We start from the raw sequence: 12,884 nt of genomic DNA, 5'->3' as shown, positions 1-12,884 counted from the left end.
GCTGGCGATCGGCTTCCCTGCCCTCAACTTCGTGCCCGGAGGCATTCACAGCGGCTGGAGCATTCTCGCGGTGCTGGGCGGTGGGGTTTAGGTGACAGTGCACAAAACTACCCGCGGCGACCTAATCAAGATTGACGTTTCGTGCACTGTCACCGAATTTCGACTGTCGCCGAATTTCGAATTTTGAATTAATGGACCCAGCCCCACCCCTCCATATTGGATCACTATTGATCCGGCCTCGCCGTTGACGTCTCGACTTTCCAGCTCAACACAACTGCCAATAACCTGCGGTCCACATCATTCCAGTCGGATATGTAAGCCTGGGCGCTCGGCGGCTCCTTGTCGGGGTCATCGTCGGGTACGGTCGTGTCGTAATCGATCACGACTCCCTGCGTCACGAGCCGGCGGCGGCATACGTAACGCCGGCAGCGATTGAGTCCATTCTGGCTTTCGGAGTCAGCGTCTGGAGCGACCGTCACCTGGATTGCCGCACCCCTGCATCCCTCATCATAGACGCCGAGTCGAGGGTCATGCAGACACACATAAGCAGTGAATCCGAAGCCGTTTGGGACGACGAAGTCGACCACCGGGCGATAGTGCCAGGGGACCTGGAAATGCTGTCCGCTCACGACCCGGTCGTATGATTGCGGTCCAGAAGGCGTGAGCGCCACGCAGATCGGCCCGCCGAGGAAGATCGTGAACCAATAGACGATCACGGTAACCGATGCGGCGAGGCGCCTCCCAGCGGCATTCGCAATCGATGCGACGATCGCTGCGATCAGACCGAAGGCTGGCGCAGCCAAGGCGACATAGATCCTGGTCGTCGCCATCGGGATGTCTTGGTGCAGAGAATTGTGCGCGACCCAAGAGCCCGACACCATCGAGAGCGCAAAAGCGTAGTATGCGGTCGGCAGAATCATGAGCCAGGACAGGACGACGAGCCAATGGGCCTTGCGCGTCAGAAACTCCTTGAAGGCTTGGACATCAGGCATGGTGAGTCACCCCGCACGCCTCAAGCCAATTCGCTGCGCGGCCGCAACCTCATCACCGCCGCCGGCAGATGGGCCGTCAGCCATTCCGCAATCACCTGCTGCTTCCGGTGATACGCCAGCCCCACCGCCACGACCGCGACCCCGATCAGCGACAGCGCGAACGGGAATAGCAGCGAGTTCTTGAACACGACGTCGGCAAGATGGCCGAGATACATCGTGATGCCGATGGCGCCGAACACGGCGTAGGCGCGGCGGACGATGATGACGGCGATGGCGAGCAGGCCGACGTTGAGCAGACAGTAGACCGCCTTGCCGAGTTCGGTCGCGCCTTCGGTGGCGCTGATGCCGCCCCAGAAGGCCATCAGGCCGAACAGGTGCAGCCAGAAGCCGAAGTCGCGGCTGTGACTGTTGTAGTCGACGATCCAGGCGACGCTGAGAATGCCGAGGCCGAACCAGATCGAGACGATGCGGCGCATCTCCCAGTCGATGTGGCTGACGTTGAAGATCCAGGGCGTGAGGTCCATCGACATGAACCACAGCGCGACCGAGATGATCGCGACGATGAAGGGCACGCGATAGAAGCGTAGCGCGATCGCGCCGGCCGCGAGGGTGGCGAGCTCCATGAACAGCCAGCTGCCCTTGATCCAGACGTAGAAGTCCTGAACCGTGCCGGGCTTGCCGAACCTGCCCCACCAGCCGAGCTCCTCCTGCACGCCGTAGACGGCGAGCGGCGCCATCGACACGGCGATGGCGATCAGCAGGCCGCCGGGGACGCGCAGGCCGCGGCGCCAGAGGTGGTTGCCGGCGAGACCGAAAGCCGCGGCGTAAGCGAGCGCGCAGGCGGTCAGCGCGCGGCCGCCCAGCTGCGAGAACGCCACCGTCGAGAACAGGCCCATCGCGCCGATCACGATCAGGGCGCCGGCGTACCAGAGCAGATGCGCGGCATCGAATTTGGCGCGGGGCGCTGCCGTTGCGACGCGCTGGTGCAGGAAGGCGAGCAGGCGCTGCAGCTCGTCGGGACCGATCGCGCCGGCAGTTTCGGCAGCACGGAGATCGTGGTCGGAATAGGACATGGTCGTCACCTCATGGGCGCGCCGGACATGCCCGTGGCGTTCGCGCGAACGCTATTGCGTTGCGCGTCGCGATACGCGGATGCCGGTGCGAACAGGGGGTAGTCTAACGGAACTTGAGCGACGTTCAAGAAAGTTCTGAGCGTCGCTCATGTTTTTGAGTGAAGGGTTGCTGTTTGGCGCCGGGCGCCGTGCCCTCGTTGGCTCACGCTCTCTCCACTCGTCATGGCCGGGCTTGTCCCGGCCATCCACGTCCGAGCCCAGAAGGCCGGCGTGGATGCCCGGGACGAGCCCGGGCATGACGATGGGGTTGGCAGGGTGCCCCATCCTGAGGGCGGACGATCGTTGAGGGGCCGATGCCTCAGACTTGAGGACGGGCGCAAGAGGCGGCGCTCGACCCTATCCTCAATCCTTGAAATACGGCTCGACCGGCCCATGCACCTTGATGGTCAGAGGGTTGCCGTGGCGGTCCTTGGCGTTCCCCGCGGCGACGCGGATCCAGCCTTCGCTGATGCAGTATTCCTCGACATTGGTCTTCTCGGCGCCCTTGAAGCGGATGCCGACGTCGCGCGACAGGATCTCCGCGTTGTAATAGGGGCTCTTCGGATCGACCGAGAGACGGTCGGGGAAGGTGAAGGTCTCGTTGTCGCTCACAGCAGTGCCTCGATCTCTTTCTTCAGCGCCTCGGGCGTGGTGGTCGGCGCGTGGCGCGATGCCACGTGGCCGGTGCGATCGACCAGGAATTTGGTGAAATTCCATTTGATCGCCGAGCCCAACAGGCCGGTCTTCTCGCCCTTCAGGAACCTGTACAGCGGATGCGCGTCGGCGCCGTTGACGTCGATCTTCGCAAACAGCGGGAAGGTGACGTCGTACTTGCCGGCGCAGAACGCGCCGATCTCCTCGGCCGTGCCGGGCTCCTGGGCGCCGAACTGGTTACAGGGAAAACCGAGCACGGCAAAGCCCCTGTCCGCATAGGCGCGGTGCAGCGCCTCCAGGCCGCGATATTGCGGCGTGAAGCCGCAGGCGCTGGCGGTGTTGACGATCAGGAGCACTTGGCCCTCGAAGCGCTGCAGCGGCACCTCCTCGCCCTTCAGCGAGGTCGCGGTGAAATCGTAGATGCTGGCCATCAGCCCAGCACCGGATCGATCGGTGACGGCGGCGTGCCGCCGGCCTCGATGGCCTCGCCCGCGGCAAGGCACATGTCCTCGCGAAAACGCTGGCCGACGAGCTGTACGCCGACGGGGACGCGGCCGACCATGCCAGTGGAGACCACGAGGCCCGGCAGGCCGAAGAAGGGAATGGCGATCTGCGTGAGCTGGGCATGCCAGACCTGCCTGAACGACTCCTCGTCCTTGCGGTCGAGCTGGTCGGCGAACGGCAGCATGCCGGAGACCGGCATCAGCAGCAGCGGATGCTGCTCCATGAACAGGAGCCATTGCCGGGTCAGCGCGGCGCGGCGGGCCAGCGTCGCCGAGAGGTCGAACGGATGAACCTTGTCACTGACGCCGCGCAGGCAGGCCAGCGCGCCGGGATCGCCTTCCTTCTCGGCTGCGGCGAGCTGCGCCTCGTAGCCGTCGCCGAGCCAGAGCCGGGTCTGCAGCAGCGCGGCCTCCTGCAGCGGCGGCGTGTCCGCGATCTCCTCGACGGCCCAGCCGGCGGCTTCGAGCCGCCTGGCGGCATCGCGCAGCGCGGCGACGACTTCCGGCACCGGGTTGAGGCCGTCGGGGTTGACGCAGAGCGTGACGCGCTTCGGCAAGGGAGGGCCCTCGAGCGGCACCGGCATCCACCAGACGTCGCGGACGTCGCGCGCCGACATCGCCGCCAGCGCGATCCTGACGTCGTTGACCGTGCGGGCGAGCGGGCCGGAGACGGCGCTGATCTGCGGGCCGATCGGCCGCTCCGGCAGGCAGGTGTTGAAGGCGGGGATGCGGCCGACCGTCGGGCGCAGGCCGTGGATGCCGCAGGCGTAGGCGGGATAGCGCACCGAGCCGGCGATATCGGTGCCGTGGCCGATATGGCCGATGCCGGCGGCGGTCGCCGCGCCGGCGCCGCCGGAGGAGCCGCCCGGGGTGATGCCGGGGTCGCGGGGATTCCTGGTGTGGCCATGGATGAGGTTGCTGGTGAACCAGCGATACGACACCGCAGGCGTGTTGGTGCGGCCGAGCAGCACGGCGCCGGCCTTGACGAAGTTGTTGACGACCGGATTGTGGGCCGAGGCGATCGCGTCCTTCTGCAGATTGAGGCCGTTGGTGGTGGCGAAGCCTGTCTGGTCGACATTGACCTTGATCGTCACTGGCACGCCGGCGAGCGGCCCGGGGTCCTCGCCGTTCGCCAGCCGGGCGTCGATGGCGTCGGCCTGTTTCAGAACCTCGTCTGGACGGTGATCGATCACGGCGTTGATCGCGGGGTTCACCGCATCGAGCCGCGCCAGCGCGGATGTCGCGGCCTCGCGGGCGGAGACCTGTTTCGACTTGATGAGGGCGGCAAGATCGGCAGCCGGCAGGCGCCAGAGATCGGTCATGGGGAGCTCCGTGGTGGTCTCGCGTTCTTAGCGCGACGGAGAGCACGGAGAAAGCCGCGCCAGGCGAGGTGGCCATGCACAAGCGCGGTCCCGCTGGCCTGCGTCTCACGCTCATGTTGCAGAGCAGCCGTGCCCGCGGCCGTCCTTCGAGACGCCCGAACGATCGATACCCAACCTGCATCGATCGATCCGGAATCAGGCTTGGTCAAGCTTCACATTCGACTTTAAGAGCTGAAGCAACAACATCACAAAGGGGGAAACAGATGATCAGACCGGGCACCATCATGGCCGCAACCTTCGTTCTCGCCGCTGCAGCAACGCTGGCGCCGCGCGCCGGCCAGGCCGAGACCTACGTCTATGTCGGCAACGCCGACAGCAACGACATCAGCGTGTTCAAGTTCGACGCCGCCTCCGGCGAGATGGCCCCGGTGCAGACGGCGGCGTTCGTCGGCGTGGAGAAGCCGGGCTCGTCGACCCCGCTTACGGTCAGCCCGGACAAGCGGGTGCTGATCGCCGGCGTGCGGTCGCAGCCCTACCTCGCGGAGAGCTTCGCGATCGACGCCAAGACCGGCCGGCTCAGCCACATCGGCAACGGCCCGCTCGCCGACAGCATGGCCAACATCGCCTTCGACCGCACCGGCAAGGTGCTGTTCAGCGCCTCCTATGGCGGCAACAAGGTGGCGGTGAATCCGGTCCAGCCCAACGGCGTGGTCGCCGCGCCGGGCCAGGTGATCCCGACCGGGCTGAACGCGCACGCCTTCCTGCCCTCGCCCGACAACCGCTTCGTGTTCGCGACCAATCTCGGTTCCGACCAGGTGCTCGGCTTCGCCTTCGACGCCGCGACGGGCACGCTGACGCCCAAGGAGGCGCTGACGGTGAAGACGCCGGAGAAATCGGGGCCGCGGCACTTCATCTTCCACCCGAACGGCAAGTTCATCTACCTTCTGCACGAGCTCAACGCCGATCTCGCGGTCTATGTCTATGACGCCGACCATGGCAGCTGGAGCGAGCAGCAGCGCACCACCGCCCTGCCCCCGGGCTTCACGGGCAAGCCCTGGGCGGCCGATCTGCACGTGACGCCGGATGGCAAGTTCCTCTACGCCTCGGAGCGCGGCTCGAACACGATTGCCGGCTTCAAGGTCGATGCGGCCAACGGGCGCCTGAGCCCGATCGGCAGCGTGCCGACCGAGACCCAGCCACGCGGCTTCGCCATCGATCCCGCCGGGCGCTACCTCGCCGCCGTCGGCGAAGTGTCGAACGGGATGACGGTGTATCGGATCGACCCGGCCAGCGGCGTGCTGGAGAAGACGAAGTCGTACGCGGTCGGCAAGAAGCCGAACTGGGTGGAGTTCGTCAGCCTGCCGTGACCGGCGGGCTGCAACACCGCTGTTGCGGCCATCCTTCGAGACGCCCGCCTCCGGCGGGCTCCTCAGGATGAGGGGCTGAGGGTGCCGCAGGAATTCTTCCGCGCGTTGTGATGCCTCCCCTCATGGTGAGGAGGCCGCCGGGGGCGGGCGTCTCGAACCATGAGGCCCGGATGGCTCCGGCGTTTCCATCGGCGCTGCGAGTGCCTATATCCAACGCCATGACCATGCCTGCCGCCCAGCCCGACCGCCATCCCCTCGCCGTTCAACATCCGGAACTCGACGACGCCTCGATCCGCCTGCTGGTCGAGACCTTCTACGGCCGCGCACGGGAGGACGAGCTGATCGGCCCGATCTTCAACCGTACGGTGGAGGATTGGGACGAACATATCGGCAGGATCAGCGATTTCTGGTCGTCGATGTTCCTGAAGACGGGCCGCTACAGCGGCGCGCCGATGCGGCCGCATCTGCTGCTGGAGTTGCAAGGCGGCCATTTCGACCGCTGGCTGCGGCTGTTCGAGACGACGGCGAAGGACCTGTTCGCGCCCGAGCTCGCGGAGCTCTTCATCGTCCGCGCCCGCCGCATCGCCGACAGTTTCGAGATGGGCATCGCCAGCACGCGCGGCGACATCGCGCGCCCGCGCCATTCGGTCTGACCTCGGCCGCACGCACGCGGGCGTTCGGGAAGCGGCGATGCGGCCGTCCTGCGCTCAATGGCGCGTCATCGACTGCGCCGGCATGTTGAAGATCGCTTCGGAGAACGGGAACTCGAGCACGATCTCGCCGTCCTCGTCGGTGACCTCGATGACGGCCGTCATCAGCGCCGCGTTGCCACCTTCGGTGCGCAGCAGTTCCTTGATCATGTCGCGCGCGACTTCCCAGGCGCGGTCGGGATTGCGCAGCACCTCGCCGTCGGTGTCGGAGACCAGTTCCTCGCCGATCCGTGTGTTGAAGAAATATCTAGGCATCATCAGCTTCCAATGGGGTCGCGCGCTGGGGTTTTGAAGTCTCGAACATCTCACGACTGCTTTATCCGGCCAGCTCAGCCCCTCAAGCTAGGGGCTGAATTGTACGGCGTTGCGAAGCCATCGATCACGAATTCGTTGTTTTCACGGCTCAATCCGACGAAAACGGCAGCAACTCGCATCTGCAACTTCGCACTGCAATAAACAGGCCTGAGAGGCTCAAACAAAAAGATTCCACTGGCGAACTTTTCGTAGCACGGTAGTTTATTGCTGAGGACGATAACCGTCCCGTCTTGAAGGAGAGGACAATGGCCTGGAAAGCACCGAAGATCGTTGAAGTGCCGGTCGGCATGGAAATCAACATGTACGCCTGCGCGGCCCGCAAATAATTCGCGGGTGTGACGTCCAGGTCTCGGCGATCAGGACGTCGACGCTTGAGGGTGGGGATCAGCGACCGCGTATGTGCCAGCCCGTGCGCTGGTCGGATGTCCCACCCTCGTCACCTTCCCTGCGGGCGATCCTGACCGTCGGTCAGCCTGTCCGTCGGTGATCCTGCCGCTGGTAATCGCGTGCGCCACCACAGCTGAATTCCAGGAGACGGCTCATGCTTCGCCTCGTCGTCCTGGGCGCCGCCGCGGGCGGTGGAGTGCCGCAGTGGAATTGCGGCTGCGCCGTGTGTCGTGCCGCGCGCACCTCACATCCCGAGATCAGCAACAGTCAGGCCTCGGTTGCGGTCAGCGCCGATGGCGCCAATTGGTTCCTGATCAACGCCTCGCCCGATCTGCGTCAGCAGGTCACCCGCACGCCGCAGCTGCATCCGAAGCCAGGCGCCCTGCGCCACAGTCCGATCGCCGGCGTGATCCTGACCAATGGCGAGATCGATGCGGTGACCGGCCTGCTGTCGATGCGCGAGAGCTCGCCATTTTCGATCCATGCGCACCCCAAGGTGCTTGCGATCCTCCGCTCGAACAACATCTTCGATGTGCTGAAGGACGAGACCGTCAAGCGCGTGCCGATCGTGATCGACGTGCCGTTCCGGCCGCTGCTGCAGGACGGCAGGCCCTCGGGCCTGGAGATCACGGCCTTCGCCGTCTCGGGAACGAGCGCGTGGTATCTGCGCGACAAGCAGCATCCCGGCGGCAGCTCCTCGACCGGCGACACGCTGGGCCTGAAGATCGCCGATCTCGAAGGCGGGCAATATTGCTACGTCATCGCCGCCTGTGCCGGCGTGGACGATGATCTGAGAACGAGATTGAGGGGCGCGCCCTTGGTGCTGTTCGACGGCACGGTGTGGCGCGACGACGAGATGATCCAGGCCGGACTCGGCAACAAGACCGGGCAGAGCATGGGGCATATCGCGATGTCCGGAGAAAGCGGTGCGATCAAGCAGCTGGCGGACCTCGCGATCGGCAGGAAGGTCTTCCTGCACATCAACAACTCCAATCCGGCGTGGCTGCACGCCTCACCCGAGCGGCAAACGTTGGAGCGCGAGGGATGGGAAATCCCCGCTGAAGGGATGGAGATCGTACTGTGAGTGAGGTCAATCTGAGCGGAATGACGGCGCTGTCGATCGGCAGCGGCGTAACGCTGAACAGTGCAGGCGAATTGGAAGCGGCGCTGCGCCATATCGGCGCGACGCGCTATCACAACCACCACCCGTTTCATAAGCTGCTGCACGGCGGCAAGCTCAACAAGGGCCAGGTGCAGGCCTGGGCGCTGAACCGCTACTACTACCAGTCGACGATCCCGCTGAAGGATGCGATGGTGATGACGCGCTTCCGCGACCGCGCCACGCGGCTGGAATGGCGCCACCGCATCGAGGATCATGATGGCGATGTCGGCAGCGAGGGCGGCATCGAGCGCTGGATCAAGCTGACCGAAGGCCTCGGCCTCGACACCGCCTACGTGGAATCCACCGAAGGCATCCTGCCGGCCACGCGCTTTGCGGTCGAAGCCTATGTGCATTTCTGCCGCGATCGCTCGCCGCTGGAGGCGATCGCCTCGTCGCTGACCGAATTGTTCGCGCCGAGCATCCATGAAGAGCGCATCTCGGGCATGCTCGAGCACTACGATTTCGTCAACAACGACACCATGAGCTACTTCAAGCGGCGTCTCACCCAGGCGCCGCGCGATGCCAATTTCGCGCTGCATTACGTCAAGGAGCACGCCACCACGCCGGAGCAGCGCGCCGCGGTCTGCAACGCGCTGATCTTCAAGACCAACGTGCTGTGGGTGCAGCTCGACGCGCTGTATCACGCGTATGTCGAGGGGCACATTCCGCCGGGTGCGTTTGTGCCGAAGGAGGGATAGTGGTGCCTGCTACGAGGCAAAGCTCTCGCCCTGCGACAGGTGCGCCCCCTCCCCCCTTGCGGGGGAGGGTTGGGGTGGGGGGTCCACACGGGCAATCTTTCCGGAGACCCCCACCCCCCACCCCTCCCCGCAAGGGGGAGGGGAGTCGCACCGTGCGCTGCGCAGCCGCTGCGCCACTTAACGACTTCACGCGTTAGAGAACCCCACCATGGCCCCGCGTCACATCCAAGTCACCGAGACCAGCCGCGTGGTGCTGCCGCGGCATACGAAGTTGAAGTTCGACGAGACGCGCCAGGTCTGGGTGATCCTCGCCCCCGAACGGGTGCTGGCGCCGGACGAGATCGCGGTCGAGGTGCTCAAGCTATGCGACGGTACGCGCAGCGTCGCCGGGATCATCGACGAGATGGCGGCGAAATACGCCGCGCCGCGTGACGTGATCGCGATCGACGTCGTCGCCATGCTGCAGGATCTCGCCGACAAGGGATTCCTGACCGAGGTTCGGGAGACGACATCATGACCGAGCTGACCGACACCTCACCGCCCAGCGACAGCAATGACGGCCTCGCCGTGCTGGAGCGGCGCGGCTCCGTGGCCGAAACCTTCGGCATTCCGCTCGCCGTGCTGGCCGAGCTCACGCATCGCTGTCCGCTGCAATGCCCCTATTGCTCCAACCCGCTGGAGCTCGACCGCGCCGGCCAGGAATTGACCACGGCAGAGTGGAAGAAGGTGCTGTCCGAGCTCGCCGAGATCGGCGTGCTGCAGATCCACTTCTCCGGCGGCGAGCCGACGGCGCGCAAGGACCTAGTCGAACTGGTGCAGCATGCCAACGACGTCGGACTCTACACCAACCTGATCACCTCGGCCGTGCTGCTGACGCGCGAGCGGCTGAAGGAGCTGGCCGATGCCGGGCTGTCCCATGTCCAGATCAGCTTCCAGGGCAATGAGCCTGATGTCGCCGACCGCGTCGGCGGCTACAAGGGCGGCCACGCCAAGAAGCTCGAGGTGGCGCGCTGGACCCGCGAGCTCGACCTGCCGCTGACGGTGAACGCCGTGATGCACCGGCAGAACCTGCATCAGCTGCCCGACATCATCCAGATGGCGGTCGATCTCGATGCCGATCGGCTCGAGGTCGCCAACGTGCAATATTACGGCTGGGCGCTGAAGAACCGCGCCAGCCTGATGCCGACCTATCAGCAGCTCGAAGAGACCGACCGCCTGGTCGAAGAGGCGCGCGAGCGGCTGAAGGGCACGCTGACCATCGACTACGTCGTCCCGGACTACTACGCGCTGCGGCCGAAGAAGTGCATGGGCGGCTGGGGCCGGCAGTTCTTCAACATCTCGCCGTCGGGCAAGATCCTGCCGTGCCACGCCGCCGAGAGCATCACCGGGCTCGACTTCATGTCGGTGCGCTCGAACCATTCGATCGCCTGGATCTGGCAGAACTCGGAGGCCTTCAACCGCTATCGCGGCACCGGCTGGATGAAGGAGCCGTGCAAATCCTGCGAGTTCCGCGAGATCGATTTCGGCGGCTGCCGCTGCCAGGCCTTTGCGCTGACCGGCGACGCCGCCAACACCGATCCGGCCTGCACGCTGTCGCCGCTGCACGAGAGCATCTTCAAGCAGGCCGAGCGCGATGCCGCCTCCGGCCAGGACCGCTTCCTGTATCGCAACTTCGCCGGCGGCACGCCTGAGAGCAATGATGCCTGACGCCGAAGCCGGCCGCGCCTCCGCGCGCCGCAGCGATCCGTTCGCGCCGCTGACGTCGGAATGGCTCGACGTCTCTGGCGGCCATCAGATCTATGTCGAGAGCGCCGGGCGAGTCGGCGGCCTACCCGCCGTCTACCTGCACGGTGGACCCGGCTCCGGCTGCCAGCCGGATCACCGCCGGCTGTTCGATCCCGAGCGCTTCCACGCCGTGCTGTTCGACCAGCGCGGCGCCGGCCGCTCGCGTCCCGCGCGCAGCCGCGATAACAACACTCTGCACGATTTGATCGCCGACATGGAGGCGATCCGCACGAAATTCGGCTTTGAGAAATGGATCGTCGCCGGCGGCTCCTGGGGCGCGACCTTGGCGCTGGCCTACGCCCAGGCGCATCCCGCGCGCGTGAGCGGCCTGGTGCTGCGCGCGACCTTTCTCGGCACGCGCGCGGAGGTGGAGACGGCGTTCGGCGAGACGCTGGCGCGCTTTCACCCTGCCCTGCATCGCGACTTCCTGGAGATGCTGCCGGAGAACGAGCGCGCCAACCCCTGCGAGGCCTATTTCCGCCGCATCCTCGATCCCGATCCGGCGATCCACGGTCCGGCCGCGCGCGCCTGGCACGACACCGAGCGGGCGCTGTCCGAGATCAAACCGGCGCGCGCCCATCTGGATCGGCTCGCCATCCGCTCCGGCAGCGCGCTGCCGGCGACGCCGTTCATGGAGGCGCATTACTTCTCTCAGGACAGCTTCATGGCGAAAGACCAGTTGCTGCGTGATGCGAGCAGGCTCAGCGGAATTCCCGGAATCATCGTGCAGGGCCGCTACGACCTGCTCTGTCCGCCCTCCACCTCGGCAAGGCTCGCGGACATCTGGCGCGACGCCGAAATCCGTGTCGTCGAAGCCGCAGGTCACAATCTTTATGACCCCGGCATCCGCGATGCGGTCATGAAAGCCATCTGCGATCTGGCGACGCGCACGACAGCGCCTTAAACACATCACTCATTCCCCTCATGCTGAGGAGGCGCGCCAGCGCCGTGTCGAAGCATGAGGCCCGCGACGCTTCGGGCCTCATGCTTCGACACGGCCGCCTTTGGCGGCCTCCTCAGCATGAGGATCAGCCACACGCACCAGGAGGCTCGAGATGCCCATCGCCGGGAAAGGCATGCTGTTGACGTCGATGAACATCGATGCCGAGCATGAAGCGGATTTCAACCATTGGTACGACAGCGAGCATCTCGAAGAGCGCGTCGCCATTCCCGGCTTCATCGAGGCGCGACGCTATGTCGCCGAGCAGGGCAGCCCGAAATATCTGTGCCTGTACTCCGCCGAGACGATCGGCGTGCTCGACAGTCCGGCCTATCGCGCCCGGCTGGAGTCGCCGACAGAATGGTCGAAGGCGGTGATGGCGCGGTTCAAGAATATGATCCGCAGCGTCGCACGCATCACGATCTCGAAAGGGGCCGGCCGCGGCGCCGTGCTCGGCATCATCCGGCTGCGCCCGAAGCCGGAGCAGGACAAGGCGTTGCGCGAGGCATTGCAGATCGAGCTTGACCCGTACGACCTCAAGGGCGTGATCTCGATGCACCTGCTCGAAGGCGATGCCGATCTGTCCGGCCCTGCCGCTGGCGTTCCAGCGAGCTCGCGCGACGCCGACTGGTTCATCCTGATCGACGGCACCGACAGCCACGCCATCGCGACCTTGATGACGACGCGTTTCGCGGCTGTCGACGGCCCGCTGGCGACGCAGATTTCCGCCGGGATCTATCGCCTGATGTGGGACCTCAGCCGCGCTGATATTGCGCCGCGTTAGTTGGCCAGTCTGATTCCTCGCCGTCATGGCCGGGGCTTGACCCGGCCATCCATCCTCTTCGGAAATCTTGGAAAGGTGGATGCCCGGGTCAAGCCCACGGCTGTCCGGTTCAGCTTCCGCATATTGCGAGGCTCAACTGTTGTGGGTTTTTGG

General features: G+C 65.5%; 15 protein-coding genes. 9 read left to right on the top strand and 6 right to left on the bottom strand.

Features of this window, described 5'->3' with window-relative positions:
• Window positions 1–224: 224 nt before the first annotated feature.
• The 5 genes from ACQR2C_RS20810 to ACQR2C_RS20790 all read right to left on the bottom strand — a co-directional run bounded on the left by ACQR2C_RS20810 (window position 225) and on the right by ACQR2C_RS20790 (window position 4,583).
• The gene (locus ACQR2C_RS20810; protein WP_434882002.1) at window positions 225–992 is read right to left on the bottom strand and encodes a hypothetical protein; all 768 of its coding nucleotides are present in this window, start codon (window positions 990–992) and stop codon (window positions 225–227) included.
• Window positions 993–1,012: 20 nt separating this feature from the next.
• Complete coding sequence (locus ACQR2C_RS20805; protein WP_434882001.1) at window positions 1,013–2,065, bottom strand: hypothetical protein; 1,053 nt, start codon at window positions 2,063–2,065, stop codon at window positions 1,013–1,015.
• A gap of 402 nt (window positions 2,066–2,467) precedes the next feature.
• A complete protein-coding gene (locus tag ACQR2C_RS20800) occupies window positions 2,468–2,716 on the bottom strand; it encodes a DUF3297 family protein (protein ID WP_009029378.1) in 249 nt (82 codons plus the stop codon).
• On the bottom strand, window positions 2,713–3,189 hold the full coding sequence (locus tag ACQR2C_RS20795) for a glutathione peroxidase (protein ID WP_316217648.1): 477 nt from the start codon (window positions 3,187–3,189) through the stop codon (window positions 2,713–2,715). The genes ACQR2C_RS20800 and ACQR2C_RS20795 overlap by 4 nt, the downstream gene beginning before the upstream one ends.
• A complete protein-coding gene (locus tag ACQR2C_RS20790; protein ID WP_434845511.1) occupies window positions 3,189–4,583 on the bottom strand; it encodes an amidase family protein in 1,395 nt (464 codons plus the stop codon). Before ACQR2C_RS20790 ends, ACQR2C_RS20795 begins: the two co-directional genes overlap by 1 nt.
• A 263-nt stretch (window positions 4,584–4,846) precedes the next feature.
• On the opposite strand from ACQR2C_RS20790, the gene ACQR2C_RS20785 reads away from it, so the two are divergent.
• Window positions 4,847–5,950 (top strand): lactonase family protein, encoded by a 1,104-nt coding sequence (locus ACQR2C_RS20785; protein WP_434882000.1) that lies wholly within the window; start codon window positions 4,847–4,849, stop codon window positions 5,948–5,950.
• Between the two features lie 218 nt (window positions 5,951–6,168).
• Window positions 6,169–6,603 (top strand): group III truncated hemoglobin, encoded by a 435-nt coding sequence (locus tag ACQR2C_RS20780; RefSeq protein WP_316217651.1) that lies wholly within the window; start codon window positions 6,169–6,171, stop codon window positions 6,601–6,603.
• Window positions 6,604–6,657: 54 nt separating this feature from the next.
• Here ACQR2C_RS20780 and ACQR2C_RS20775 read toward each other — a convergent pair whose 3' ends face one another.
• Window positions 6,658–6,915, bottom strand: coding sequence for a DUF6894 family protein (locus ACQR2C_RS20775; RefSeq protein ID WP_172111173.1), 258 nt, complete (start codon window positions 6,913–6,915; stop codon window positions 6,658–6,660).
• Window positions 6,916–7,220: 305 nt separating this feature from the next.
• On the opposite strand from ACQR2C_RS20775, the gene pqqA reads away from it, so the two are divergent.
• The 7 genes from pqqA to ACQR2C_RS20740 all read left to right on the top strand — a co-directional run bounded on the left by pqqA (window position 7,221) and on the right by ACQR2C_RS20740 (window position 12,731).
• Entirely contained in the window at window positions 7,221–7,301 is an 81-nt protein-coding gene (gene pqqA / locus ACQR2C_RS20770) for a pyrroloquinoline quinone precursor peptide PqqA (RefSeq protein WP_012029362.1), read from the top strand.
• A gap of 215 nt (window positions 7,302–7,516) precedes the next feature.
• Window positions 7,517–8,446, top strand: a complete 930-nt coding sequence (pqqB, locus tag ACQR2C_RS20765) for a pyrroloquinoline quinone biosynthesis protein PqqB (RefSeq protein WP_316217652.1) — start codon at window positions 7,517–7,519, stop codon at window positions 8,444–8,446.
• Between the two features lie 20 nt (window positions 8,447–8,466).
• The gene (gene pqqC, locus ACQR2C_RS20760; RefSeq protein WP_434882077.1) at window positions 8,467–9,222 is read left to right on the top strand and encodes a pyrroloquinoline-quinone synthase PqqC; all 756 of its coding nucleotides are present in this window, start codon (window positions 8,467–8,469) and stop codon (window positions 9,220–9,222) included.
• Between the two features lie 208 nt (window positions 9,223–9,430).
• Window positions 9,431–9,739 (top strand): pyrroloquinoline quinone biosynthesis peptide chaperone PqqD, encoded by a 309-nt coding sequence (gene pqqD, locus ACQR2C_RS20755; protein WP_434881999.1) that lies wholly within the window; start codon window positions 9,431–9,433, stop codon window positions 9,737–9,739.
• Window positions 9,736–10,929 (top strand): pyrroloquinoline quinone biosynthesis protein PqqE, encoded by a 1,194-nt coding sequence (gene pqqE / locus ACQR2C_RS20750; protein WP_434881998.1) that lies wholly within the window; start codon window positions 9,736–9,738, stop codon window positions 10,927–10,929. Before pqqD ends, pqqE begins: the two co-directional genes overlap by 4 nt.
• Window positions 10,922–11,911, top strand: a complete 990-nt coding sequence (gene pip / locus ACQR2C_RS20745; RefSeq protein ID WP_315805803.1) for a prolyl aminopeptidase — start codon at window positions 10,922–10,924, stop codon at window positions 11,909–11,911. Before pqqE ends, pip begins: the two co-directional genes overlap by 8 nt.
• A gap of 151 nt (window positions 11,912–12,062) precedes the next feature.
• A complete protein-coding gene (locus ACQR2C_RS20740) occupies window positions 12,063–12,731 on the top strand; it encodes a hypothetical protein (protein WP_434881997.1) in 669 nt (222 codons plus the stop codon).
• Window positions 12,732–12,884 lie beyond the last annotated feature (153 nt).

Source organism: Bradyrhizobium sp. HKCCYLRH3061, assembly GCF_051168015.1.
GTDB lineage: Bacteria > Pseudomonadota > Alphaproteobacteria > Rhizobiales > Xanthobacteraceae > Bradyrhizobium.
This window is presented reverse-complemented; position numbering and strand designations above follow the sequence as displayed.

Coding starts and splice junctions, on each gene's coding strand:
- pqqD (WP_434881999.1), top strand. CDS start 9,431: ATGGCCCCGCGTCACATCCAAGTCACCGAGACCAGCCGCGTGGTGCTG.
- ACQR2C_RS20785 (WP_434882000.1), top strand. CDS start 4,847: ATGATCAGACCGGGCACCATCATGGCCGCAACCTTCGTTCTCGCCGCT.
- pqqA (WP_012029362.1), top strand. CDS start 7,221: ATGGCCTGGAAAGCACCGAAGATCGTTGAAGTGCCGGTCGGCATGGAA.
- pqqC (WP_434882077.1), top strand. CDS start 8,467: ATGACGGCGCTGTCGATCGGCAGCGGCGTAACGCTGAACAGTGCAGGC.
- ACQR2C_RS20740 (WP_434881997.1), top strand. CDS start 12,063: ATGCCCATCGCCGGGAAAGGCATGCTGTTGACGTCGATGAACATCGAT.
- ACQR2C_RS20805 (WP_434882001.1), bottom strand. CDS start 2,065: ATGTCCTATTCCGACCACGATCTCCGTGCTGCCGAAACTGCCGGCGCG.
- pqqE (WP_434881998.1), top strand. CDS start 9,736: ATGACCGAGCTGACCGACACCTCACCGCCCAGCGACAGCAATGACGGC.
- ACQR2C_RS20795 (WP_316217648.1), bottom strand. CDS start 3,189: ATGGCCAGCATCTACGATTTCACCGCGACCTCGCTGAAGGGCGAGGAG.
- pqqB (WP_316217652.1), top strand. CDS start 7,517: ATGCTTCGCCTCGTCGTCCTGGGCGCCGCCGCGGGCGGTGGAGTGCCG.
- ACQR2C_RS20810 (WP_434882002.1), bottom strand. CDS start 992: ATGCCTGATGTCCAAGCCTTCAAGGAGTTTCTGACGCGCAAGGCCCAT.
- pip (WP_315805803.1), top strand. CDS start 10,922: ATGCCTGACGCCGAAGCCGGCCGCGCCTCCGCGCGCCGCAGCGATCCG.
- ACQR2C_RS20790 (WP_434845511.1), bottom strand. CDS start 4,583: ATGACCGATCTCTGGCGCCTGCCGGCTGCCGATCTTGCCGCCCTCATC.
- ACQR2C_RS20780 (WP_316217651.1), top strand. CDS start 6,169: ATGACCATGCCTGCCGCCCAGCCCGACCGCCATCCCCTCGCCGTTCAA.
- ACQR2C_RS20775 (WP_172111173.1), bottom strand. CDS start 6,915: ATGCCTAGATATTTCTTCAACACACGGATCGGCGAGGAACTGGTCTCC.